Below are 21,690 nucleotides of genomic sequence, written 5' to 3'. Positions count from 1 at the left end.
AGGACGGGTCCGGTCCGCGTTCCCGCCGGATGTTCGGGCGGTCAGCCGGCGAGCGGGAGGTCCCGTGGTCCGCCTGATTCGTCGCGCTTGTGCGGCGAGGGGAGGGCGGCGAGGAACGCGTCCCTCGGTCGCTGCACACTCAGGAGTGAGACGATGTCGCGCCCGAACACGACAGCGGTGAGCCAGACGAGCAGGACTCGCACCTTCCGCTCCCAGGTCGGCACCGCCAGGACGTGGTACCCGCGGTGGATGACCCAGCCGAGGAAGCCCTTGATCACGATCCCGCGGTACTGGAAAATCCCGTGGCCGAGTCCCAGGGTCGCCACGACCCCGAGGCTGTGGTGGACGTAGGGCTGGGGAACCTCACCGCGGAGGTCCGCGACGAGGTTCCTCGCGAGCCGCTTGCCCTGCCGCACGGCGTGCTGTGCGTTGGGCACGGTCCGCGCGCCTGGCACGGGCACGGCGAGGTCGGGCACCGCCGCGTTGTCGCCGGCTCCCCACGCGTCGGGCACGATGGCGTCGTCGGTGCCGACACGCAGATCGGCCCTCACTCGCAGCAGGCCGCGCGCATCGATCGGGAGGTCGGTGTGCGTCGCCACAACGGGGTTGGAGGCGTTGCCTGCGGTCCAGATCAGCAGCTCGGTGTCGTAGGCCTCGCCGGTGGACAGCACGATGTGCCCGTTCTCGGCCGAGACGAGCTGGGTATTGAGGTGCACGTGCGCGCCGCGCTCCTCCAGGTGATCGACGACCCACTGTCCCGGCTTGTCGGTGACCTCGGGCAGGATGCGGCCCTGAGCCTCGACGAGGTGGAAGTCGAGGTCGGAGAAGTGCAGCTCCGGGTAGGACTTCAGCAGCGCGCTCGCCAGGGAGAGCAGCTCGCCGAAGACCTCCACACCGGTGAATCCGCCACCCACGACGGTCACCGTGAGCAGCCGCCGGCGTTCGTGTCCGGGCGGGAGCACGGAGGCCCGCTCGAAGGCCGAGAGCAGCCGGTCTCGCACGGCGACGGCCTCCTCGACATGCTTGAGGCCGATCGCGTGCTCGGCGATTCCCGGAATCGGGAACGTGCGGGTGACGGCACCGGCGGTCACCACGACGATGTCGTACTGGATCCGCCGTTCGGGGCCATCGGCGGGACGGACCGTCGCCGTCTTCTGCGCATGGTCGATCCGGGTGACGGTGCCCGCGACGACCGCCGTCTTCCGCAGGTGCCGACGGAGGGAGACGGCGACATGCCTGCCCTCGACCGAGCCAGCCGTGACCTCGGGGAGGAACGGCTGGTACGTCATGTACGGGCGGGGGTCGACGATCGTGACCTCCGCCTCATCTCGCCGCAGCCACTTCTCGAGTTTCCAGGCGGTGTAGAAGCCGGCGTATCCGCCGCCGGCGATGAGTATCCTGCGCATGTGAGGCTCCTCTGAAGGGGGTCACACGTTAAGACACGGCGGGCGGCCGGTTTGTGACATCCGCGAGGTCGACGGCGCGCGCTGCAGCGGCCGCGATCCGGCTCGAGACCGGGAGCTCAGACCATCCCTCAGAACATGTCGGGGGAGGGCGTGGAGGCGTAGCGGATCTGCACGTCGGCGTGGCGGTCGAACCGGTAGCCGGCGCCGCGGACCGTGCGAACGATGTCCTCGTACGCGCCGAGTTTCGCGCGCAGGCGTCGCACGTGCACGTCGATGGTTCGCTCGTTCGGGGCCTCGTCGTCGCCGTCCGACCACAGTTTCGCGAGCAGCTCGGCGCGTTCGATGGTGCGGCCCTCGCGCAGCACCAGGTACTGCAGCAGCTCGAACTCCTTGTAGGTCAACCCGACCGACTCGTCGTCGAGCAGCACCCGCTTGCGGGAGATGTCCACGACGATCCCGCCGGTCGGCTTCTCTTCCGGCTCGTCGGTCTGCCGGTGCTTCGCGAGGGCGGATGGGTCCTGCAGGGCGAGGCGCACGACGTCGACGTCGCGTCCTCCGGCTCCCCGGGGCGCCAGTGCGACGGCGGCGTGCGTCTCGGCGCCGGGTGCCAGCTGCTTGGTCAGCTCCTTGAGGGCGCTGACGAGGGCGCCGAGATCCGTGCCAGCGGCGGCGGCCTTCGCCTCGTCGATGCCGACGTAGAGCACGAAGCCGCGGGCCTCGGTGCCCTCTGGCACGGCGCGGATGCGGGGCTGAGCCGGCTGCGGCTCCGGAGCCGGCTCGAGGTGGCGCGTCGGAGCGGGGGTGTCGACGTGGCGAGCCGGAGCGGAGGTGGTCGGGCGATCGAGCGTTGCGAGAGACATGGCGGAGAAGTCCTTGGAGAGGAGGACGGATGCGGCGAAGGCCGGATCATCCATCCGGAGTGTGTCGAGCTGTCGAGGTGCGGAGCGGCAGAGGTGCTCCGTGGAGTCGGCGGGAATCAGCGGACTCGGCGAGGTGCGACTAGGCACACATTCGACAACACGACATGGCGCGAACCGGCATCATCATGCCGGCATCCCCAAAGGCCTCGGAGGAGGTCAGGGCGCGCGCGTGGTCGGTCATGCGTGCAAGTTTCAACCACCGGCGACGGGCGTGTCAAGTTTCGTCGATCACCGCGCCGAGCGAATGCGCGATCAGCACCGCGAGCTGCGCGTCGATCCGCACCCCTCGCCAGGAGAGCCCCGCCAGCTGTGCGCCGGAGGCGTCCGCGCCGGTGAAGACGGCGCCGGGGAGGGTCGCGCCGAGGAACACCGCGCCCGTCAGCGACGCGTCGCGGAACGACGCGGAGTCCAGTCGCGCGTTCGTGAAGTCGGACTCGTCGAGCCGCATCCCCTGGAATGAGACGCCGCGCAGATCCGCCCCGAAGAAGCTGACGAAGTCCCACTTCCCGCCCTCGAGATGCAGCGGCCGCAGGTCGCTCGACACGAACCGGCTGCCCGTCATGCTGCATCCGCGGAAGGTGGCGTCGAAGAGTGAGCACTCGCGGAACACGCAGTTCGAGAAGCGGCTGCCGTCGTGCACCGACGCGTTCAGCCGCACGCCGGAGAACTCGCAGCGGTCGAAGATCGTGCCGCTGGTGGTGATCTCGGTCAGGTCGCAGTCGACGAAGCGGTCGCCGTCGAAGCGCTCCGCGCCGAGATCCCGCCCGTACCAGTCCTCCTGCCGGTACGTCCGCCCCTCAGACGGTGCCATACAGCCGGTCGCCGGCGTCGCCGAGGCCGGGCACGATGTAGCCCACCTCGTTGAGCCGCTCGTCGATCGCGCCGAGCACGACGGTGACGTCCCGGCCCTCCGTCGCCTTCTCGACGGCGGCCACACCCTCCGGGGAGCCGATGAGGCAGATGGCGGTGACGTCGACCGCGCCCCGGTCGAACAGGAAGTCGATCGCCGCGATGAGCGAACCCCCTGTGGCGAGCATCGGATCCAGCACGAAGCACTGGCGGTTCGCCAGGTCGTCCGGGAGCCGCTGAGCGTACGTCGTCGGCTGCAGGGTCTCCTCGTCGCGGACCATCCCGAGGAAGCCGACCTCGGCGGTCGGGACCAGCTTCACCATGCCTTCGAGCATCCCGAGCCCGGCACGGAGGATGGGCACGACCAGCGGCTTCGGTTCGCTGATCTCGAGGCCCGTCGTCGGACCGACGGGCGTCTCGATGTCGATCGGCTCCGTGCGCACGGCACGCGTGGCCTCGTAGGCGAGGAGGGTGACGAGCTCTTCGGTGAGTGCCCGGAACGTCGGTGAGGGGGTGGTCCGGTTCCGCAGCACGGTCAGCTTGTGGGTGATGAGCGGATGGTCGGCCACATGTACGCGCATAGAGGTCAATCTATCGCTCCGCTACTGTTCCCATTCCGGCTCGATGTTCCCGCCGCGGCAGGCACATCGAGCCGGAACGGGCACAATTGCGGGCGGACGGAGGCGGGATGAACGGGATGTACCAGGCGCGGATGCGCGAGGCGCTCGCCCTTGCGCCCGATGCGCTCGCCACCGGTGACGTGCCCGTCGCCGCTCTGGTGCTCGGCGCCGACGGCGCGGTGCTCGCGCGTGCGGTGAACGAGCGGGAGAAGACGGACGATCCCACCGCGCACGCGGAGATCCTCGCGATCCGCGCCGCGGCCGCAGCGCTCGGCGACTGGCACCTGACCGACGCGACCCTCGTGGTGACGCTCGAGCCGTGCGTGATGTGCGCCGGGGCGATCCTCTCGGCGCGCATCCCGCGCCTGGTCTTCGGCGCCTGGGACGAGAAGGCGGGTGCGGCGGGCAGCGTCTACGACGTGGTGCGGGATCGCCGCCTCAACCACCGCGTCGAGGTGATCGCCGGGGTGGAGGCTGAGGCGTGCGCCGCTCTGCTCCTCGACTTCTTCGAGGGCAGGCGCTGAACTAGTCGGCGGCCTTGATCACGAACGAGTCGGTCGGCGGGTTCGCCGCACCCGGCGGAAGGTAGACGTCGGGCTCCAGGTAGATCACCCGCGCGACCGGCACGGCCGACCGGATCGTGGTCTCGACGTCGTTGATGTGCCGCGCCATCTCGGCGAGCTTCGCCTGTCGCGGGAACGCGATCTTCGCGGCGACGAGCATCTCGTCGGGACCGAGGTACAGCGTCTTGATGTGGATCAGCGACTGCACCGAGGGATGGGCGTTGATCACGTCGCGGATCCGGTTCAGGTCCTGCGCCGACGCACCCTCGCCGACGAGCAGGCTCTTCGTCTCGATCCCGAGCGCCACGGCGACGACGATGAGCAGGACGCCGATCGCGACGGTGCCGATGCCGTCCCACATGCTGTCACCGGTGAGGATCGTGAGACTCACACCGAGCAGGGCCAGCACGAGGCCGAGCAGCGCGGCGAGGTCCTCGAGCAGCACGACCGGCAGCTCCGGCGCCTTCGAGCGGCGGATGAACTGCAGCCACGTGCCGGTGCCCTTGTGGGGCAGCGATTCGATGATCGCCGTCCGGAACGAGAAGATCTCGAGCACGATGGCGATCAACAGCACGACGATCGGCAGCCACGGCACCTCGAGCGGATGCGGATGGGTGAGCTTGTCGATGCCCTCGTAGACCGAGAACAGCCCCCCGATGCTGAACAGGATGATCGAGACGACGAAAGCGTAGACGTACCGCTCCCGGCCGTAGCCGAACGGGTGCTCCGCGCTTGCCGCGCGCCGGGCTCGCTTGCCGCCGAGCAGCAGCAGCAGCTGGTTGCCCGCGTCGGCGACGGAGTGGACCGACTCGGCGAGCATGGAGCTGGATCCGGAGAAGAGCCAGGCGATGAACTTGGTGATCGCGATGCCCGTGTTCGCCAGGAATGCCGCGATGATCGCCTTGCTGCCGCCGGTTGCGCTCATGGCTTTCAACTTACACTTGAGGCGAGGGCGTCAGAGTTCCCCGGAGCCCGATCCTGAGAGCGGGCTCAACGCGCGGCGTGACGTCCGCTGCCGCGCCGGCGCTCAGCTCTGCAGGGTCGCGAACCGCTCGATGTCCTGGCTGTGCCCCGACACGATGATCAGGTCGTGGTTGGAGACGACGGTGTCCGCGGTGGCGTAGGTGAATTCCTTGCCGGGGGACTTGATCCCGACCACCGTGAGCTTGAAGCGCTTGCGGACCTGCGCCTCCGCGAGCGTGATCCCGCGGATCTCTTTGGGCGGATACATCTTGACGATCGCGAAGTCGTCATCGAACTCGATGAAGTCCAGCATGCGGCCGGAGACCAGATGCGCGACCCGCTCGCCGGCCTCCCGCTCCGGGTAGATGACGTGGTTGGCGCCGATTCGGGCGAGGATCTTGCCGTGCGATGTGCTGATCGCCTTCGCCCAGATCTGCGGGATCTTGAGGTCGACGAGGTTCGCGGTGATGAGCACGCTCGCCTCGATCGACGAGCCGACTGCGCAGACCGCGATGGAGAACTCCTGTGCGCCGATCTGGCGCAGCGCGTCGATGTTGCGGGCATCGGCCTGCACCGCGTGCGTCACCCGCTCCGACCACTTCTGCACCAGCCCCGCGTCGTTGTCGACGGCCAGCACCTCCCGGTCCAGCCGGTCGAGCTGGCCTGCCGTTGCGGCGCCGAAGCGGCCGAGTCCGACCACCAGCACCGGCGCGTTGTGCGCGATCCGCTCAACCAACGATGATCCTCTCCTCGGCCCGGGTGAACAGCTGACCGCGCTGCGACGCCGCGAGTGCCGCGGCAAGCGTCACAGTACCAACGCGACCCGCCCACATCGTCGCGGACAGGATGTACTTGCCGGCGTCCGGCAGCGTCTCCGGCAGACCCGTGCTGAGACCGCACGTCGCGAAGGCGGAGATCACGTCGAACAGCACGATGTCCAGCGGCCGGTCGGTGAGGCGCAGGATGGCGATGCTGGCGAGCGCCACGATGGTGGCGCCCCACAGCACGATGCTGACCGAGAGCCGCAGCACATCGCTCGGGATCCGGCGGTCGAGCACCTGCATGTCGCGGTCGCCGCGCGCCTCGGCGAATGCGGCGAGGAACAGGATCGCGAGGGTCGTCACCTTGATGCCGCCGGCGGTCGACGCCGAGCCGCCGCCGACGAACATCAGCATGTCGAGCACCAGCAGCGTGGCGCCGTTCATCTCCGCGATGTCGACGGTCGAGAACCCGCCGGAGCGGCTCATCACCGACAGGAACGTGCCGGTCATCGGCCGCACGACGCCGTCCTGACCGCCCAGCGTCGCTTCGTTCGACCACTCCAGCACGGTGATCGCGATCGCGCCGAGAATGAGCAGGATCGTCGTCGTGATGAGCGTGAGCCGCACGTGGACCGAGAGCCGCCCGCCGCGCCGTGCCTTCCGGGCGAGCGCGAAGATCACGGGGAAGCCGAGGCTCCCGAGAAAGACGCCGATCGATATCGAGGACAGCATCCATGGATCGGAGGCGAAGGGATCGAGGCCGGCCTCAGAGGGGACGAAGCCCGTGTTGGTGAACGCCGACGTCGCGAAATAGAAGCCCTGCCACACCGCCGTCCACGGATCGAACCCGGCGACGAGCAGCCGCGGGATGATCAGGGCGGAAAGCGCCGCCTCGATGACGAGGAGACTGACCGCAACCGTGACGAGCAGTCCGCCGATCTCGCCGAGCCGGATGGCCTGGGACTCCGACACCGGACCGACGTGGATGCGGGACGGATTGGTGTCGCTTGCGGCGATCAGGCGCTGCCGCAGCCCGAGTCGCCGCGACACCACGAGGCCCATGATGCTCGCCAGGGTGAGCACGCCGATCCCGCCCACCTGCATGCCGACCAGGATCACGACGTTGCCGAACGTCGACCAGTGGGTCGCCATGTCGACGGTGGTGAGGCCGGTGACGCAGATGGTGGAGACCGCCGTGAACAGCGCATCGGCGAGCGGCGTCACCTGCCGGTCCCGGCTCGAGATCGGCAGCGACAGGAGCAGCGTCGTCACGAGGATCAGCGACGTGAAGATCAGGATCGCGAAACGTGCGGGCGTCGCTTCGGCGATGTAGTCGATGAAGTCGCGGGCCCGCCGCAGCGCGGTGCGACGATCACTGGTCGCACCGCGCTGCCGAACCTTCACATCGCGCCGTTCGTCTGCACAGCGCACGATGCTACTCCTGGACAAGCGTCACACCAGCCTCATCTCGGTGCCGGCCAGCACTCCCGTCACATCGGTTCCGCACGGGCGCGAAGGCGCGAAGGGGAGAGGCGAGATGGCCGACGACCCGCGCGACCCGCGATTCCTCACTCGCCGAGCTGGCGACGCTGATGCGGGTGTCGAACATGACCGGCTACCGGCTCGTGCACCCCGGCGACCTGCCTGCGGTGCGCTTCGGCCGCTCGTTCAGAATCCCGGAGTCGGCCGTCCTGGCCGCCATCCAGACCCCGCGGCGAGATGTGGGCTGAGGAACCCTCCAGGTTTTCGGCTAAACTCCTGAGGTTGATCTTTCCGAGTTCTGAAACGGAACCGGGCGGTCCGTTTTCGAACATCGAGGAGAAGACATGGGCTCCGTCATCAAGAAGCGCCGCAAGCGCATGGCGAAGAAGAAGCACCGCAAGCTGCTGCGCAAGACGCGCCACCAGCGCCGCAACAAGAAGTAGGCGGTTCCGTGAGCGGCACCGTGCTCACGCTGATCGGCAAGCCGGGCTGCCATCTGTGCGATGACGCGCGCAGCGTGGTGGGCCGGGTTCTCGCCGACTTCCCCGACGTGGCGCTCGAGGAGCGATCCATCCTCGACGACGACCAGCTCGCCCGCGCCTACGGCGACGAGATCCCGGTCGTGATGATCGACGGACGCGTGCACACCATCTGGCGTGTCGACGCCGACCGGCTCCGCGACGCCCTGACCGTCACCGGCTGAGCCGGTCGCAGCTCCGGCTGTGACCGTCGGATGCAGTCGAGTGAACTCCGCATGCTTCCGCCCTGGCGATTCCCGGGCGGTGACGCTACCCTCCGGCCATGGAGCCGAAGACGGTGCTGGCGATCTGCGGAAGTCTGCGCTCCGACTCCCTGCACTTCGCGTTGCTCTCGGCGCTCGCGCGCCGGGCACCGCGTCTGCGCCTCGTCGGACAGGAACTGGTGCGCGAGCTCCCGCTCTACAATCCGGAGCTCGACGAGTGGGATCGCATCCCGGCGCCCGTCCGCGAGTTCCGCCTGCTGGCTGGCGCCGCTGAAGCCGTGGTGATCTCGTCACCGGAATACCTGCACGCCCCATCCGGGGTCACCAAAAACGCCCTGGAATGGCTCGTCGGCTCACTCGGGATCGTGGGCAAGCCCGCCCTCCTGATGAGCGCCTCCCCAGGCAGCACCGGCGGACTCCGCGGCCTCGCGGGGCTCCTCCCCACGATGCAGCTGATGGATTCGATGCTGCTCGACCCGTTGTCCGTCTCGCGGGCGCCGATGCGCATCCGGCCGAACGGCGACGTGCTCGACCCGGTCCTCGAGGCGCGGCTTCAGGTGGCGGTCGATGAGCTCATGGCGGCGTTGGAGGAGCAGGTCGTCCACAGTTGAAACCCGTCCACAGCTGAAACCCGGGCTGGGCAGACGGCGTTCCGTCACGCATACTTGCTCGCATGCGTACCGCCCGAGGCTGGACCGTCGTGGTCGGAGTCGTCACCGCCGCTGTGCTGAGCACCGCCGGCGTGTCGGCCGCCTCGGCGGCGCCGTCCCCGAGCGTCGCGTCGGCCGCCGCGAACCCGGCTGCGAAGTCCCGAACGCTGCTCGGCAACGACGTCTCCTGGCCGCAGTGCGGAACGGCGCTGCCCCGCAACCAGGCGTTCGCCATCGTCGGGCTCAACGGCGGCCTCGCGAACAACACGAACCCGTGCTTCGCGACGCAGCTGGCCTGGGCGGCGAAGTCGACCGGCGGCACGGGTCAGCCGCGGGTGGCGCTGTACGTCAACACGGCCAACCCGGGGCACGCCGGCTCATGGTGGCCGACATCGAACGTGTACGGCGGCCGCATGATCTGGAATCCGTACGGCACGTGCGCCGGCGCGGAGGACCGTGCCTGCGCGTACATGTACGGGTTCGCGAAGGCGTACGACAACGTTCACCACCGGGGCGTGAAGTATCCGTCGGCGTACCTCTGGTGGCTCGACGTCGAGACGATCAACACCTGGAGCAGCGACAAGGTCGCGAACGCCGCGAGCCTCGAAGGCATGACGGCCTACTACACGAGCATCGGGGCTCGGGTGGGCCTCTACTCCACCGGCTACCAGTGGAGCCTGATCGTCGGACAGGTGAGTCCGACCAGCAACCTCCGGGGCCTGCCGAGCTGGCTGGCCGGCGCCAACGGCGTTCCCGGGGCGAAGGGCATGTGCTCGTGGCCTCCGCTCACGCCGGGCGGCAAGGTGACCATGACGCAGTTCGTCGCCAACGACCTCGACTACGACTACTCCTGCATCTGACGTTCGCGGGCGTCGGGAGTCACCCGTTCACGGCAAAGGTGTGAGGACGGCGATCCGGAGCCGGCCCGCATCGTCGACCAGCTGGTAGCAAAAGCGCTCCCGCGGGCCACCGCCGTACGACCATGCAACGTCCGCCCACACGCTCCACGGCGCCTCCGCCAGGATCCGGACCCGCTTCCGCACGGACTCGACGCCCTCGTACTGCACCCATGAGGCGGCGAAGAACTGCTCGGTCTGGCTGCGACTCGTCACCGGGACCGGGTTGCCCGGGAACAGGATGAGCGCAGGCACGGCGTACAGGTCCGCGACCGCGCGCGCGTCCCGGGCGAGGAGCGCGGCGGCATACCGCTCGAAGAACTCCTCGACGCGATCGGCGGTGGCGGTGCTCACGTTCCCCTCCGGCGGAGTCAGGCGTCGCTGGACGCGCGCGGCTTCCAGCTGACGAGTCCGACGGAGTTGCCTTCGCTGTCCCGCACGAACGCCTGCCACTCGTCCATGCCGGCCGGCCCCAGCGCGTCGTCCTCATGGCTGAAGATGACATGCGGCTCGCTGATCACCTCGACCCGGTCGCGGAGTCCGGCGATCGTCTGCTCGACGTCATCGACGCCCAGATAGACCAGCGACGGCTCCGCCTCACGCCCGAACATCAGCCGCACGCCGCCGACATCGAAGAACAGCAGGCCGGGCGGATCGAAGCGAGCGGCCGGCGGCGACCCGAGCAGCTGCTCGTAGAACGTCGCCGCGCGGTCGAGATTCTCGGCGCGGAGGGCGACCTGCACAAGCCTCATGCGCCCATTTTCCCGCACGGGCGCCCGTACCGGGAGCCCCTGCGCCGAATCACGGGGTGAGGCGGTTCGGCCCACGGAACAGGTAGGTGACCTCGCGGATGGAGGGCTGGTGCAGCAGCAGCATGATCACCCGGCTGAGTCCCATGCCGAATCCGCCGTGCGGGGGAACGCCGTACCGGAAGAAGTCGAGGTAGAACCCCAGCTCCTCGGGGTCGAGACCCTTCTCCCGCGCCTGCTGCTCGAGCACATCGATCCGGTGCTCGCGCTGTGCGCCGGTCGAGATCTCGACGCCGTTGAAGATCAGGTCGTAGCTGTTGGTCAGCGACGCGTCGCCCTCATGGCGCATGTGGTAGAACGGCCGGATGCTCGAGGCGTAGTCGGTGAGGAAGACGAACTCCGACCCGAACTCCTCCTGCACATACGCGGCGATCTGGCGCTCACCCTCCGGGTCCATGTCCTCGTCGGCGCGCGGCACCACGTAGCCCCGATCCGCGACGATCCGCTTCGCCTCGGCGAGCGGGATGCGGGGGAACGGCGTGGCCGGCACGGTGACCTCCACCCCGAACGCGGCGGTGATCTCCTCCCCGTGCTTCTCCTTCACCGCGGTGAGGCCGGCGACGAGCAGCTCCTCGTGCATCCGCATCACGTCGTCGTGGCCCGCGATCCAGCTGATCTCCGCGTCGATGGAGATGAACTCCGTGGCATGGCGGCTCGTGAAGCTGGGGTCGGCGCGGAACGCCGGCGCGATCTCGAACACCCTGCCGAACCCGGCCGGCTGCGCCATCTGCTTGAAGAACTGTGGGCTCTGCGCAAGGTAAGCGGTGCCCTCGAAGTACCCGACCTCGAAGAGCTCCGCGCGGGATTCGCTCGCCGACGCCATCAGCTTCGGAGTGTGGATCTCGATGTAGTCCCGCTCCACCCACCAGCTGCGCAGCGCATGCTCGAACGTGGTCTGCACGCGGAAGATCAGGTTCTGCTCCGGCCGGCGGAGATCGAGGAACCGCCAGTCGAGTCGTTTGTCGACGCTGGAGTCCTCGGCGATCGGCGTCTCCGGTATGGCGGCACCCACCACGTCGATGCCTGACAGCTTCACCTCGATGCCGCCGAGCTTCACCCGCTCGTCGTGCTTCAGGTCGCCCGTCACGGTGAGGAAGCTGCCGTTGCTGAGGTTCGAGATGGTGTCGGCGATGTCCGCGGTCTCGTCGTTCCGCGGGTTCACGAGCTGCAGCGCGCCCGACTCGTCGCGGAGCACGACGAACTGCACCTTCTTCTGATCGCGCACCGTGTCGACCCATCCGGAGACGGTGACGGGGCCGTCGTCGCGGGCGGCGAGGTGCTTGATCAGGGTGCGTTCGGTCACGGTGAGAGTGTAGTCGCGCCCTTCGGCGGGCTCAGGGTCCGGCTGTGCTGCCCCTTTCCGGGCCGGACGGGGGCCCAGTGGCGGAAAAGTAGACTGGCTGTCGTGCCCGCTTCACTCCTGCATCTCGTTCGCCACGGTGAAGTGCACAACCCCGACGGGGTGCTCTACGGCCGGATCCCCGGGTTCAAGCTCAGCAAGCTCGGGCACACGATGGCCGGCAGCGCCGTCGACGCGTTGAAGGGTCACGACGTCGTCAAGCTGTACGCGAGCCCGCTCGAGCGGGCGCAGGAGTCCGCGCAGCCGTGGGCGGAGCGCTTCGGTCTCGACGTCCACACCGACGATCGCCTCATCGAGCCGCACAACCGCTTCGAGGGCAAGAAGTTCGAGTTCGGCCCGCAGGTGCTCGCGAACCCGTCGTCGTGGCCGTGGGTCACGAACCCCATGCGACCGAGCTGGGGTGAGCCGTTCGTCGATATCGCCTCGAGGATGCTGCACATGCTCGAGGACGCCTGGAAGTCGGTGGACTACGGGGAGGTCGTGCTCGTCAGCCATCAGCTGCCGATCTGGATGGTGCACCGGTCGGTGACCGGCAAGCGGCTGTACCACGACCCCCGTCGCCGGCGCTGCAATCTGTCGAGCGTGACGACGTTCGCCCGAGACGAAGCCGCGGCGACCGGGTTCGTCGAGACGGACTACCGGGATCCCGCGCGGGAGCTGCTGATCGCATCCATCGACCTGGGAGCGGTGTGACTCCGCGACGCCGAACGCTCACGCTGGGCGCCGGTGTGCTGGCGCTCGCGTCCGTCCTGCTCGCCGGCTGCTCCTCCTCCGAGGACCCGCTCGCCGGATTCGGCAGCGGCAGCAACCAGAACTACATCTCCGGCGACGGCACCGAGCTGGAGCTTGCCCCCGCGGAGCGCGGCGAGCCGATCGGGTTCGAGGGCGAGACGCCGGATGGGAAGACCATCTCCAGCGCCGAGCTCGAGGGCGAGGTCTTCGTCGTCAACTTCTGGTACGCCGGGTGTCCGCCGTGCCGCGCCGAGGCGGCCGACCTCGAGGCGACCTATCAGGAGTTCGCGGACGACGGCGTGCAGTTCGTGGGGGTCAACACCTACGACGACGGGCCCACCGCGGAGGCGTTCGAGCGCACCTACGGCATCACGTATCCGTCGATCCTCGACGCCCAGCGCAACCGCGTGCAGCTCGCGTTCGCCGGCGACGTGCCGCCGAACGCGGTGCCCACCACCCTGGTGATGGACCGGGAGGGCCGGGTCGCCGCCCGCATCAGCGGCCGCATCGGCGCTCCGTCGATCCTCGAGTCGATGATCCAGCGGGTGCTCGACGAGTCCGGGGCGTCCACCGCCGACGAGGACACGTAGTGGGCGACGCCGGCGTCATCGTCGCCAGCGGCAGCCTGCTGCTGGCACTCCCCATCGCCCTGCTCGCCGGGGTGCTGTCCTTCCTCTCCCCGTGCGTGCTGCCGCTGGTCCCCGGCTATCTCGGCTACGTGAGCGGGATGACGGACTCGTCCGAGCGCCGACGCGGCCGGCTCGTCGGCGGTGTCGGGCTGTTCGTGCTCGGATTCACGGTCGTGTTCCTCGCCTACTTCGCGCTCGTCGGGTCGGCGGCGCGGTTCCTCCTCGAGTGGGAGCACGTGCTCACGCCGCTCGCCGGCGTGCTCGTGATCCTGATGGGCCTCGTGTTCATCGGGCAGGTCACCTTCCTGCAGCGCACGCTGAAGCCGCGCTGGCAGCCGAAGGCGGGCCTCGTCGGGGCGCCGCTCCTCGGCGCGGTCTTCGCCATCGGCTGGACGCCCTGCATCGGCCCGACGATCGTCGCGGTCAGCGCGCTCGCCGTGCAGGACCCGCCACGCGCTGTGCTCATCGGCGTGGTCTACTGCCTCGGACTCGGGCTCCCGTTCCTGCTGGTGGCGCTCGGCTTCGGCTGGGTGGGCAGCTCCGTCGGGTGGGTGCGGCGCCACATCCGGGCCGTCAACATCGCGGGCGGCTCGCTGCTGATCGTCGTCGGCCTCGCCATGGTGACGGGGCTCTGGCAGATCGTGCTCTCACGGCTGGGGGCGGTGATCGGTGGATTCGTCCCGGCCCTCTGACCACGTCGACCAGACCTCAGAGTTCCCGTTCCGGCCTGTTGCACCCGCCGCGGCAGGCACAGCGAGCCGAAACGGGAACAATGACGGCGACGGCGGTGACGACGGCGGTGACGAGCGGGTGACGCAGCCGGCGCTCGGCCCGGTCGGGTACCTGCGGTTCTTCTGGCGGCAGCTGACCAGCATGCGCACGGCACTGCTGCTCCTGCTGCTGCTCGCGGTCGCCGCGGTGCCGGGATCGCTGTTCCCGCAACGCAGCTCCGACCCGAACGGGGTCGCGCAGTACCGCCAGAACGACCCGCAGCTCTTCGACGTGCTGAACGCACTGCAGCTGTTCGACGTGTACACCTCGGTGTGGTTCTCGGCGATCTACCTGCTGCTCTTCCTCTCCCTGATCGGGTGCGTGCTGCCACGCACCAAGCACCACCTCGCGGCACTCCGCTCCCGCCCGCCGCGCACGCCGGCGCGGCTGCAGCGGCTCAGCGGATTCACGACCGGCCACACCGACGCGGATGCCGAGACGGCGGTCAGCGAGGCGGCGGCGCTGCTGAAGAAGCAGGGCTACCGCATCGAACGGTACGACGACGCCACCTCCGCCTCCGTGTCTGCAGAACGCGGCTATCTGCGTGAGACCGGCAACCTGGTGTTCCATGCGGCCCTCGTCGGCATCCTGGTCGCCGTCGGCATCGGCGGCGGGTTCGCCTACAACGGGCAGCGGGTGATCGTGCAGGGTGCGTCCTTCACCAACCTGCTGACAAGCTACGACTCGTTCACCGAGGGCCGCTTCTTCGACGAGACCATGCTGGAGCCGTTCAGCGTCGCCCTCGACGAGTTCGAGGCCGAGTACACGCTCAACCCCGAGAACTTCGGGCCGCAGCCGCTGGACTACACCGCACACGTCACGACCACCACGGCCGACGGCGACGAGCGGACCGACGCGATCAAGGTCAACGCGCCACTGTCCATCGGCGGCACGCAGGCGTACCTGCTCGGGAACGGCTTCGCCCCCGTGCTCACCGTTCGCGACGCCAACGGCGACATCGCATTCTCGCAGCCGGTGCCGTTCCTGCCGCAGGATGCGAACCTCACCTCGCTCGGTGTGATCAAGGTGCCGGACGCCCAGCCCGACGACCTGGCCTTCCTCGGCTTCTTCTACCCGTCTGCGACGGCGACCGCCACGGGAGCCCTCACCTCGATCTGGCCGGAGCCGGATCAGCCGGTGCTCACCCTGAACCTCTACACCGGGGACCTCGGCCTCGACGAGGGCGTCGGCCGGAACGCTTACGAGCTCGATGTGGATGAACTGACCAAGCGGACCGGCACCGACACCGAGGAGGAGTCGCTGGTGCTCGAGATCGGCGACACCGTCGACCTTCCGGACGGCCTCGGCAGCGTCACCTTCGAGGAGCTGCGACGCTTCGTCAGCCTCGACTTCCACCACGACCCGACGCAGGGCTGGGTGCTCGGCTTCGCGGTGCTCGCCCTCGCCGGCATCGTCACCGGGCTCTTCGTGCCGCGCCGTCGCGTCTGGGTGAAGGCGGTGCGGCGGCCGGACGGCGGACTGACGCTGGAATACGCGGGCCTCGCGCGCGGCGACGACCCGGGCCTCGACCGGGCGGTCGCCGAGATCGCCGAGAAGCACAGGTCAGCCCTCGAACGCACGGTCCCCGAGCGCGTCGAAGGGCCGCGACTAGGATGACTGCGTGAACGAGCTGCTGACCTCCTATTCGCTGGTCGCCGCGATCTCGGCGATCGTGGTCTACGCCTTCTCGTTCATCGCGTTCACCCTGGACCTCGCGAAGCGCGCCGCCCCGCTCGAGCAGCCAGCCGCGGTGAACACCGGCACGGCACAGGCCGCGACGGCCGGCGGAACGCTCACAACCGCCGTGCGCCCGGCCTCCCTCCGGGACCAGCCGCCGCGCACGTCGCGTTTCGGGCGGGTCGGCATGGCACTCGCCACCATCGGCTTCGCGGTCAACCTGATCGCCGTGGTGCTGCGCGGCCTCGCGGCAGGCGGCAGGGTGCCGTGGTCGAACATGTACGAGTTCGCCCTCACCGGCATCCTGATCATCGTCGGCGTCTTCCTGGCGGTGAATCTGTGGCAGAAGGTGGCCTACCTCGGCACCTACGTCACCGGTTTCGCGCTGCTCGCGCTGGTGCTCGCCACCGTGAACTTCTACGTCGGGCCGGTTCCGCTCCCGCCGGCGCTGCAGTCCGTCTGGATCGTCGTGCACGTGCTCGTCGCGATCCTCGGCACCGCGTTCTTCGCTCTCGGAGCGGGCCTCTCGGCGCTGCAGCTGCTGCAGGCGCGGCGCGAGGCGGGCAAGGCCGCCGGCTACCGCTTCCTCCGGACGCTGCCCGGCGCGAGTGCGCTGGAGTCGCTCGCCTACCGGCTGAACGTCGTCGGCTTCGTCTTCTGGAGCTTCACGCTCATCTTCGGCGCCATCTGGGCGGAACGCGCGTGGGGCCGCTACTGGGGCTGGGACACCAAAGAGGTGTGGACCTTCATCATCTGGGTGATCTTCGCGGGCTACATCCACGCCCGCGCCACGAGGGGCTGGCGCGGCTCACGCGCGGCGTGGCTCGCGATCATCGGCTTCAGCGCAGTGCTGTTCAACTTCACGATCGTGAACCTCTTCTTCAAGGGACTGCACGTCTACTCGGGCCTCTGAGTCAGTACGGGCCTCTGAGTCAGTCGGGGGTGGGGGGCGCCGAAAGGCGCTATCGAGTCACTCCCCGACGAGTGCCGCACAGCGTTCCAGGCGCTGCATCCACCACAGCTGCCGCTCCGGCGGTGCGGTGTGGCGCTCGATGAGGTCCTCGTCCGGTTCGACCCGGCGCACCTCGATCGCACCGTCGCGGGGCAGCAGCGGCGACGACGTGACATCGGCGGCGAGCAGGGCCGCCGTGCCGAGCCCGGCGTCGTACTCCTCCGTGCCCAGCTGTGCGGCGAGGTGGGCGCCCATCGCGATGCCGACCGACGTCTCGAGGGCGCTGGAGACGACGACGGGAAGCCCTGCCTGGCCGGCGATGCGCAGCGCGGCGCGGATGCCGCCCAGCGGCTGCACCTTCAGCACCAGGATGTCCGCGGCCTCCGCGGCGACGACGGCGAGCGGGTCGGCGGCCTTCCGCACGCTCTCGTCCGCGGCGATCGGCACACCCATGTATTTGACGCGGCGCCGGATCTCCGCAAGCTCGTCGAGGGTCGCGCATGGCTGCTCGACGTACTCGAGATCATGTTCCGCGAACGCGTGGATGGCGTGCTCGGCCTCGTCCACCGTCCAGGCGCCGTTCGCGTCGACCCGGATCCGGCCCTCCGGGCCGATTGCCCGGCGCACCGCTCCGACGCGTGCGGCGTCCTCGGCGACGGTCGAAGCGGGATCCGCGACCTTCACCTTCACGGTGCGGGTGCCGGGGAAGCGGGCCAGCAGCTCCGGCACCCGGTCGACGCTCACCACAGGCAGTGTCGCGTTGACCCGCACGCTTCCCGTTCCCGGGTGATCGCTCCAGCCGAAGTCGATCGCGGCGCGCAGCCAGGCTGCGGCCTCCTCGTCGCCGTACTCGACGAAGGGGGAGAACTCGGTCCATCCGGCGGGTCCGCGCAGCAGCATCGCCTCCCGCACGTCGATGCCCCGGAACCGGGTGCGCAGCGGCAGCGAGACCACTCGGGCGCTGGCCGCGAGCTCCGGAAACGGGATGTGCATGCTTCATCGTCCCACCGGGAACCCGCGGATCGCGCAGGGGAACGTGGCTAGGCTGGCCGTCGTGACACTGGACGACCCGCGACGCGGGCAGGATCCCGACTCGCCGCCGCGTGAGCCGGCGCCGGACGTCGGCATCCGCCCGGACGGCTACCTGACCGAGGCGTCCTTCGCAGAGCCCGTGCCCGCACCGGATGCTGCTGCCCCGCGGAACGTCTCGCCCGGCGGCACGGACGAGCCCGTCCGGGAGGATGCCGACGGGGAACCGGAGCCGGTCAAGCTGGTCATCCGCGACCGCCGCCGCTTGCTCGGGATCGTCGCCTTCGTCCTCGCGGCACTGCTGTTCGCGGCGAACGTCGTCGGCATCGTGCTCAGCAACTCGGGCTCGGATGACGTCGCCCTCTCGATCGCGTACGTCACCATCTTCGGGACCATCCTCACCTTCCTCGGCGGGCTGCTCGCGGCCGCGCTGAACCTCGGCCGTGGCTGGGGGATCGCCGCGGTGGTGCTCAGCGTGCTCGCGAATCCGTTCGTGCTCGTCGTGCTGCTCGGCACGTTCACCGGAGCGATCCTCTGATGGTGTCGGAGCTCTTCGACGAATCGGTCTGGCGGCCGGTGCCCGGTTTCGACGGGCTCACCGACATCACCTACCACCACTCGGCGGACGGCCGCATCGCCCGCGTCGCGTTCAACCGGCCAGAGGTGCGGAACGCGTTCCGTCCGCAGAGTGTGGACGAGCTCGCCGCGGCGCTCGACGATGCACGGCAGAACCCGGGAATCGGTGTTGTGCTGCTCACCGGGAACGGGCCGAGCCCGAAGGACGGCGGCTGGGCCTTCTGCTCCGGAGGCGACCAGCGGGTGCGCGGTGCGGCCGGCTACCAGTACGACGAGGGCGGCACCAGGGCGTCCAGGCTCCACATCCTCGAGGTGCAGCGGCTCATCCGGTTCATGCCGAAGGTGGTGATCGCGGTGGTCCCCGGCTGGGCGGCCGGCGGCGGGCACTCGCTGCACGTGGTGTGCGACCTGACGATCGCCTCCGCCGAGCACGGCCGGTTCAAGCAGACCGACGCCGACGTCGGCTCCTTCGACGCCGGGTACGGCAGCGCCTACTTCGCCCGCCAGATCGGGCAGAAGTTCGCCAGGGAGGTGTTCTTCCTCGCCCGGGATTACGACGCACAGCGGGCATACGAGATGGGCGCCGTCAACGCGGTCGTGCCGCACGCGGAGCTCGAGAGCACGGCGATCGAGTGGGCGGAGGAGATCCTCACCAAGTCGCCGACCGCCATCCGGATGCTGAAGTTCGCCTTCAACGCGGTGGACGACGGCCTCATCGGACAGCAGGTGTTCGCCGGGGAGGCGACCCGGCTCGCCTACGGGACCGATGAGGCGGCGGAGGGCCGCGACGCCTTCCTCGAGAAGCGATCGCCGGACTGGTCGCCGTTCCCGTGGCAGTACTGAGCGTGCTCCGGCCCGGAGCGCGGGGATGACTCGTCCGCTGCGCGTCGCACGGCCGGCGGAGACCTTCGAGGCGCTGCGTGCCGCACTCGCCGGAGGCGACGCGGTGCACCCGGTCCCGGATGGCGGCGAAGTCTCCGCGCCGCCGCGGGAAGTCGAGCGTCGGGTCGCTGTCGTCGTGGCGACCAGCGGATCGAGCGGCGCCCCGAAGCTGGTGGCGCTGAGCGCGGACGCGGTCCTCGCAAGCGCCGCGGCGTCCGCGTCTTCCCTCGGTGGCGACGGGCAGTGGCTGCTGGCCCTGCCGGTGCACTACATCGCGGGAATCAACGTGCTCGTCCGCTCGATCACCGCGGGCATCGATCCGGTGGTCGCGGAGGGCCGGTTCGACGCCGCGTCGTTCACCGCGGCGGCCGGGCGGATGGATGCGCCGGTGCGCCTCGCGTCGTTCGTTCCGGCGCAGCTCGCGCGTCTGGTGTCCAGTGAGGATCCGGAGGTGCTGCGGCTGCTGCGCAGATTCGACCGCATCCTGGTCGGCGGGCAGGCGACGCCGGACTCGCTGCTGGAAGCGGCGCTCGAGCTCGGGCTCAACGTGACCCGCAGCTACGGCTCCAGCGAGACCTGCGGCGGGTGCGTGTACGACGGGGTGCCGATCGGTGACACGCGGGTCCGTGCGGTGGACGGGGAGCTCCGGATTTCGGGCAGCGTGCTGGCGGAGGGCTATCTCGGGGAGGATGCGCTGACGCGGAGTCGCTTCCCGGCCCAAGGGGGCGCCCGCGAGTACCGCACCGGCGACGCGGGTGAGGTGGTGGAGGGCGTCGTGCGGGTCATCGGGCGCCTCGATGATGTGCTCATCAGCGGCGGAGTCAAGGTGTCGCTCGGTGCGGTGGAGGAGCACGTGCGTCGCATTCCGGGACAGGCGGACGCGATCGTGGTCGCCGTGCCGCATGCGGAGTGGGGACAGGCCCCCGCCGTGGTCACCACGGTGCCGGTCGAGCTGGACACGCTGCAGGACGCCGTCGCCGCGATGGGCGTGGCGGCTCGGCCCGCTCAGGTTATGGTGGTCGACCGGATGCCGCAGCTGCCGAGCGGCAAGCCGGACCGGATCGCCGCGGCCCGGCTCGCCGCCTCCGCGGGCTGAGCGATCCGCGTCAATAGAATTCCGGTCGTGGCACAGCGCAGCAAATCCAAGACCCCAACCGCGCCGGCGCGGAGTCCCCACCCAGACGCACCCGCCAAGCGGCAGGCCGGCCGGCCCAATCCGCCTCGCACGGCGACCCCGGGAGACTGGATCGCCGGCGCGCGCCTGCGCACCCTTCCGCTCGCGATCGCTCCCGTCGCACTCGGCACCGGCGCCGCGTTCGTCGCCAAGGGCTACAACCTGCTGCTGGCGCTCCTCTGCCTCGCGGTCGCGCTGCTGCTGCAGATCGCGGTGAACTACGCCAACGACTACTCCGACGGAGTCCGCGGCACCGATGCGCACCGGGTCGGACCCGCACGCCTGACCGGATCGGGGGCAGCGACGCCACGCACCGTGCTCACCGTCGCGCTGGTGTTCTTCGGGCTCGCGGCGGTCGCCGGGCTCGCGGTGATCGTGCTGAGCGGGCACTGGTGGCTGCTCGCCGTGGGTGCCGCGGCGATCCTCGCCGCCTGGTTCTACACCGGGGGGAAGAAGCCCTACGGCTATGCGGGGCTCGGCGAGGTGGTCGCGTTCGTGTTCTTCGGCGTCGTCGCGACGGCCGGGACGATGTTCGTGCAGGTGGACACCGTTTCCATCGAGGGCTGGCTCGCCGGCGTCGCGGCCGGGCTGCTTGCGGCGGCGGTGCTGCTCGTCAACAACATCCGCGATCGGGAGCAGGACGCGGCGGCGGGCAAGCGGACCCTGAGCGTGCGGATCGGCGACCGGGCGTCGCGGGTGCTGTTCGCGGTGCTGGTCATGCTGCCGTTCGCGATCCTGGTGTTCTTCGCGGTGTTCTACAGCCTGGCGTACCTGGTGTTCTTCGCGCTGCTCGCGGCGCTTCCGGCCATTCTCATCACACTGACCGCGAAGACGCCGGGGGAGCTGATCCTGGCGCTACGGCTGACCACGCTCACGGCGCTCCTGTTCGGCCTCGGACTCGCCGCCGCGCTGGCCTTCTAGGTCGCCGTTCTCTCGGCGCTCTGCAGCGCCGTTCGGACCGTCGAAGGCCGAGTCCTCCGCGCTCTCGTCGGTGCCGCGGGCGCGCGGTGCGGCGCGGCGGGCCGCGATGTCGGCGGCAACCGCATTCCGCAGGTCCGCCAGGAAGATGTACGACAGGCAGAGGCTGATCACCGCCGCAAGGATCGCAGCGAGCCACCACACGATCCCGAGCACGAAGAAGAGGAGGAACAGCCCGAGGAACATCCCCAGACGCAGGGCGGTGTAGCGGACCCAAGGGGAGAACACGCTTCCAGTGTACGGAGCGCCCTTTTCACGGTTCGCCACCG

At 69.6% G+C, this 21,690-nt stretch carries 27 protein-coding genes; 15 read left to right on the top strand and 12 right to left on the bottom strand.

Annotated elements, in window-relative coordinates; all coding sequences use genetic code 11:
• Nucleotides 1-41 precede the first annotated feature (41 nt).
• From ACFFGH_RS19520 to upp, 4 genes are all read right to left on the bottom strand, one after another.
• Nucleotides 42-1,406, bottom strand: a complete 1,365-nt coding sequence (locus ACFFGH_RS19520; protein WP_386671410.1) for an NAD(P)/FAD-dependent oxidoreductase — start codon at nucleotides 1,404-1,406, stop codon at nucleotides 42-44.
• A gap of 128 nt (nucleotides 1,407-1,534) precedes the next feature.
• Complete coding sequence (locus ACFFGH_RS19515; protein ID WP_386671408.1) at nucleotides 1,535-2,320, bottom strand: winged helix-turn-helix domain-containing protein; 786 nt, start codon at nucleotides 2,318-2,320, stop codon at nucleotides 1,535-1,537.
• A 220-nt stretch (nucleotides 2,321-2,540) separates the two neighbouring features.
• Complete coding sequence (locus ACFFGH_RS19510) at nucleotides 2,541-3,137, bottom strand: pentapeptide repeat-containing protein (RefSeq protein WP_386671407.1); 597 nt, start codon at nucleotides 3,135-3,137, stop codon at nucleotides 2,541-2,543.
• A complete protein-coding gene (gene upp, locus ACFFGH_RS19505; protein ID WP_386671405.1) occupies nucleotides 3,124-3,756 on the bottom strand; it encodes a uracil phosphoribosyltransferase in 633 nt (210 codons plus the stop codon). The genes ACFFGH_RS19510 and upp overlap by 14 nt, the downstream gene beginning before the upstream one ends.
• Before the next feature lie 107 nt (nucleotides 3,757-3,863).
• Here upp and tadA point away from each other — a divergent pair, with 107 nt between their 5' ends.
• The gene (tadA, locus tag ACFFGH_RS19500) at nucleotides 3,864-4,319 is read left to right on the top strand and encodes a tRNA adenosine(34) deaminase TadA (protein WP_386671403.1); all 456 of its coding nucleotides are present in this window, start codon (nucleotides 3,864-3,866) and stop codon (nucleotides 4,317-4,319) included.
• A 1-nt stretch (nucleotide 4,320) separates the two neighbouring features.
• On the opposite strand, the gene ACFFGH_RS19495 is transcribed toward tadA, so the two are convergent.
• From ACFFGH_RS19495 to ACFFGH_RS19485, 3 genes are all read right to left on the bottom strand, one after another.
• Nucleotides 4,321-5,283, bottom strand: a complete 963-nt coding sequence (locus tag ACFFGH_RS19495) for a cation diffusion facilitator family transporter (RefSeq protein WP_386671401.1) — start codon at nucleotides 5,281-5,283, stop codon at nucleotides 4,321-4,323.
• A 102-nt stretch (nucleotides 5,284-5,385) separates the two neighbouring features.
• The gene (locus ACFFGH_RS19490) at nucleotides 5,386-6,057 is read right to left on the bottom strand and encodes a potassium channel family protein (protein WP_386671399.1); all 672 of its coding nucleotides are present in this window, start codon (nucleotides 6,055-6,057) and stop codon (nucleotides 5,386-5,388) included.
• On the bottom strand, nucleotides 6,050-7,513 hold the full coding sequence (locus ACFFGH_RS19485) for a TrkH family potassium uptake protein (RefSeq protein WP_386671397.1): 1,464 nt from the start codon (nucleotides 7,511-7,513) through the stop codon (nucleotides 6,050-6,052). The genes ACFFGH_RS19490 and ACFFGH_RS19485 overlap by 8 nt, the downstream gene beginning before the upstream one ends.
• Here ACFFGH_RS19485 and ACFFGH_RS19480 point away from each other — a divergent pair.
• The 5 genes from ACFFGH_RS19480 (at nucleotide 7,501) to ACFFGH_RS19460 (ending at nucleotide 9,816) form a co-directional block, all read left to right on the top strand.
• Nucleotides 7,501-7,812: an excisionase family DNA-binding protein gene (locus tag ACFFGH_RS19480; protein ID WP_386672415.1), complete on the top strand. Its 312-nt coding sequence runs from the start codon at nucleotides 7,501-7,503 to the stop codon at nucleotides 7,810-7,812. The two genes, ACFFGH_RS19485 and ACFFGH_RS19480, sit on opposite strands and share 13 nt — an antisense overlap.
• A 96-nt stretch (nucleotides 7,813-7,908) precedes the next feature.
• Nucleotides 7,909-8,007, top strand: a complete 99-nt coding sequence (locus tag ACFFGH_RS19475; RefSeq protein ID WP_003792170.1) for a 30S ribosomal protein bS22 — start codon at nucleotides 7,909-7,911, stop codon at nucleotides 8,005-8,007.
• A gap of 8 nt (nucleotides 8,008-8,015) precedes the next feature.
• Nucleotides 8,016-8,267 (top strand): glutaredoxin family protein, encoded by a 252-nt coding sequence (locus ACFFGH_RS19470; RefSeq protein WP_386671386.1) that lies wholly within the window; start codon nucleotides 8,016-8,018, stop codon nucleotides 8,265-8,267.
• Nucleotides 8,268-8,365: 98 nt separating this feature from the next.
• Nucleotides 8,366-8,917 carry an NADPH-dependent FMN reductase gene (locus tag ACFFGH_RS19465; protein ID WP_386671384.1) on the top strand — a complete coding sequence of 184 codons (552 nt, stop codon included), beginning with the start codon at nucleotides 8,366-8,368 and terminating at the stop codon, nucleotides 8,915-8,917.
• 62 nt (nucleotides 8,918-8,979) lie between these two features.
• Entirely contained in the window at nucleotides 8,980-9,816 is an 837-nt protein-coding gene (locus ACFFGH_RS19460; RefSeq protein ID WP_386671382.1) for a glycoside hydrolase family 25 domain-containing protein, read from the top strand.
• A gap of 27 nt (nucleotides 9,817-9,843) precedes the next feature.
• On the opposite strand, the gene ACFFGH_RS19455 is transcribed toward ACFFGH_RS19460, so the two are convergent.
• From ACFFGH_RS19455 to aspS, 3 genes are read right to left on the bottom strand one after another with little or no spacing between them, the layout of a single operon-like run.
• Nucleotides 9,844-10,206: a DUF6841 family protein gene (locus ACFFGH_RS19455; RefSeq protein WP_386671380.1), complete on the bottom strand. Its 363-nt coding sequence runs from the start codon at nucleotides 10,204-10,206 to the stop codon at nucleotides 9,844-9,846.
• A 17-nt stretch (nucleotides 10,207-10,223) separates the two neighbouring features.
• Entirely contained in the window at nucleotides 10,224-10,604 is a 381-nt protein-coding gene (locus tag ACFFGH_RS19450; RefSeq protein WP_386671378.1) for a VOC family protein, read from the bottom strand.
• Between the two features lie 49 nt (nucleotides 10,605-10,653).
• On the bottom strand, nucleotides 10,654-11,964 hold the full coding sequence (gene aspS, locus ACFFGH_RS19445; RefSeq protein ID WP_386671376.1) for an aspartate--tRNA(Asn) ligase: 1,311 nt from the start codon (nucleotides 11,962-11,964) through the stop codon (nucleotides 10,654-10,656).
• A gap of 102 nt (nucleotides 11,965-12,066) precedes the next feature.
• Here aspS and ACFFGH_RS19440 point away from each other — a divergent pair, with 102 nt between their 5' ends.
• The 5 genes from ACFFGH_RS19440 to ccsB are packed head-to-tail and all read left to right on the top strand — an operon-like array spanning nucleotide 12,067 to nucleotide 16,743.
• The gene (locus ACFFGH_RS19440) at nucleotides 12,067-12,714 is read left to right on the top strand and encodes a histidine phosphatase family protein (protein WP_386671374.1); all 648 of its coding nucleotides are present in this window, start codon (nucleotides 12,067-12,069) and stop codon (nucleotides 12,712-12,714) included.
• Nucleotides 12,711-13,343: a TlpA disulfide reductase family protein gene (locus ACFFGH_RS19435; RefSeq protein WP_386671372.1), complete on the top strand. Its 633-nt coding sequence runs from the start codon at nucleotides 12,711-12,713 to the stop codon at nucleotides 13,341-13,343. The genes ACFFGH_RS19440 and ACFFGH_RS19435 overlap by 4 nt, the downstream gene beginning before the upstream one ends.
• Nucleotides 13,343-14,074 carry a cytochrome c biogenesis CcdA family protein gene (locus tag ACFFGH_RS19430; protein WP_386671370.1) on the top strand — a complete coding sequence of 244 codons (732 nt, stop codon included), beginning with the start codon at nucleotides 13,343-13,345 and terminating at the stop codon, nucleotides 14,072-14,074. The genes ACFFGH_RS19435 and ACFFGH_RS19430 overlap by 1 nt, the downstream gene beginning before the upstream one ends.
• Nucleotides 14,052-15,770 (top strand): cytochrome c biogenesis protein ResB, encoded by a 1,719-nt coding sequence (gene resB / locus ACFFGH_RS19425; RefSeq protein ID WP_386671368.1) that lies wholly within the window; start codon nucleotides 14,052-14,054, stop codon nucleotides 15,768-15,770. The genes ACFFGH_RS19430 and resB overlap by 23 nt, the downstream gene beginning before the upstream one ends.
• Nucleotides 15,771-15,774: 4 nt before the next feature.
• The gene (gene ccsB / locus ACFFGH_RS19420) at nucleotides 15,775-16,743 is read left to right on the top strand and encodes a c-type cytochrome biogenesis protein CcsB (RefSeq protein WP_386671366.1); all 969 of its coding nucleotides are present in this window, start codon (nucleotides 15,775-15,777) and stop codon (nucleotides 16,741-16,743) included.
• Between the two features lie 57 nt (nucleotides 16,744-16,800).
• On the opposite strand, the gene ACFFGH_RS19415 is transcribed toward ccsB, so the two are convergent.
• Nucleotides 16,801-17,775 carry an o-succinylbenzoate synthase gene (locus tag ACFFGH_RS19415; protein ID WP_386671364.1) on the bottom strand — a complete coding sequence of 325 codons (975 nt, stop codon included), beginning with the start codon at nucleotides 17,773-17,775 and terminating at the stop codon, nucleotides 16,801-16,803.
• A gap of 61 nt (nucleotides 17,776-17,836) precedes the next feature.
• On the opposite strand from ACFFGH_RS19415, the gene ACFFGH_RS19410 reads away from it, so the two are divergent.
• The 4 genes from ACFFGH_RS19410 to ACFFGH_RS19395 are packed head-to-tail and all read left to right on the top strand — an operon-like array spanning nucleotide 17,837 to nucleotide 21,364.
• Nucleotides 17,837-18,349: a hypothetical protein gene (locus ACFFGH_RS19410; protein ID WP_386671362.1), complete on the top strand. Its 513-nt coding sequence runs from the start codon at nucleotides 17,837-17,839 to the stop codon at nucleotides 18,347-18,349.
• On the top strand, nucleotides 18,349-19,230 hold the full coding sequence (locus tag ACFFGH_RS19405; protein ID WP_386671360.1) for a 1,4-dihydroxy-2-naphthoyl-CoA synthase: 882 nt from the start codon (nucleotides 18,349-18,351) through the stop codon (nucleotides 19,228-19,230). The genes ACFFGH_RS19410 and ACFFGH_RS19405 overlap by 1 nt, the downstream gene beginning before the upstream one ends.
• A gap of 25 nt (nucleotides 19,231-19,255) precedes the next feature.
• Nucleotides 19,256-20,365, top strand: a complete 1,110-nt coding sequence (locus ACFFGH_RS19400) for an AMP-binding protein (protein ID WP_386671358.1) — start codon at nucleotides 19,256-19,258, stop codon at nucleotides 20,363-20,365.
• 27 nt (nucleotides 20,366-20,392) lie between these two features.
• Entirely contained in the window at nucleotides 20,393-21,364 is a 972-nt protein-coding gene (locus ACFFGH_RS19395) for a 1,4-dihydroxy-2-naphthoate polyprenyltransferase (protein ID WP_386671356.1), read from the top strand.
• On the opposite strand, the gene ACFFGH_RS19390 is transcribed toward ACFFGH_RS19395, so the two are convergent.
• Nucleotides 21,299-21,649 carry a DUF4229 domain-containing protein gene (locus ACFFGH_RS19390; protein WP_386671354.1) on the bottom strand — a complete coding sequence of 117 codons (351 nt, stop codon included), beginning with the start codon at nucleotides 21,647-21,649 and terminating at the stop codon, nucleotides 21,299-21,301. The genes ACFFGH_RS19395 and ACFFGH_RS19390 overlap by 66 nt on opposite strands.
• Between the last annotated feature and the right edge of the window lie 41 nt (nucleotides 21,650-21,690).

This window comes from Lysobacter korlensis (assembly GCF_042434515.1).
The sequence above is the reverse complement of the archived record's forward strand: the minus strand, read 5'-3'. Positions and strand labels throughout refer to the sequence as shown.

Excerpts from the sequence above, each read along its gene's own strand:
- ACFFGH_RS19520 (WP_386671410.1), bottom strand. The coding sequence starts at position 1,406 with ATGCGCAGGATACTCATCGCCGGCGGCGGATACGCCGGCTTCTACACC.
- ACFFGH_RS19515 (WP_386671408.1), bottom strand. The coding sequence starts at position 2,320 with ATGGATGATCCGGCCTTCGCCGCATCCGTCCTCCTCTCCAAGGACTTC.
- ACFFGH_RS19510 (WP_386671407.1), bottom strand. The coding sequence starts at position 3,137 with ATGGCACCGTCTGAGGGGCGGACGTACCGGCAGGAGGACTGGTACGGG.
- upp (WP_386671405.1), bottom strand. The coding sequence starts at position 3,756 with ATGCGCGTACATGTGGCCGACCATCCGCTCATCACCCACAAGCTGACC.
- tadA (WP_386671403.1), top strand. The coding sequence starts at position 3,864 with ATGAACGGGATGTACCAGGCGCGGATGCGCGAGGCGCTCGCCCTTGCG.
- ACFFGH_RS19495 (WP_386671401.1), bottom strand. The coding sequence starts at position 5,283 with ATGAGCGCAACCGGCGGCAGCAAGGCGATCATCGCGGCATTCCTGGCG.
- ACFFGH_RS19475 (WP_003792170.1), top strand. The coding sequence starts at position 7,909 with ATGGGCTCCGTCATCAAGAAGCGCCGCAAGCGCATGGCGAAGAAGAAG.
- ACFFGH_RS19465 (WP_386671384.1), top strand. The coding sequence starts at position 8,366 with ATGGAGCCGAAGACGGTGCTGGCGATCTGCGGAAGTCTGCGCTCCGAC.
- ACFFGH_RS19460 (WP_386671382.1), top strand. The coding sequence starts at position 8,980 with ATGCGTACCGCCCGAGGCTGGACCGTCGTGGTCGGAGTCGTCACCGCC.
- ACFFGH_RS19450 (WP_386671378.1), bottom strand. The coding sequence starts at position 10,604 with ATGAGGCTTGTGCAGGTCGCCCTCCGCGCCGAGAATCTCGACCGCGCG.
- ACFFGH_RS19415 (WP_386671364.1), bottom strand. The coding sequence starts at position 17,775 with ATGCACATCCCGTTTCCGGAGCTCGCGGCCAGCGCCCGAGTGGTCTCG.
- ACFFGH_RS19405 (WP_386671360.1), top strand. The coding sequence starts at position 18,349 with ATGGTGTCGGAGCTCTTCGACGAATCGGTCTGGCGGCCGGTGCCCGGT.
- ACFFGH_RS19400 (WP_386671358.1), top strand. The coding sequence starts at position 19,256 with ATGACTCGTCCGCTGCGCGTCGCACGGCCGGCGGAGACCTTCGAGGCG.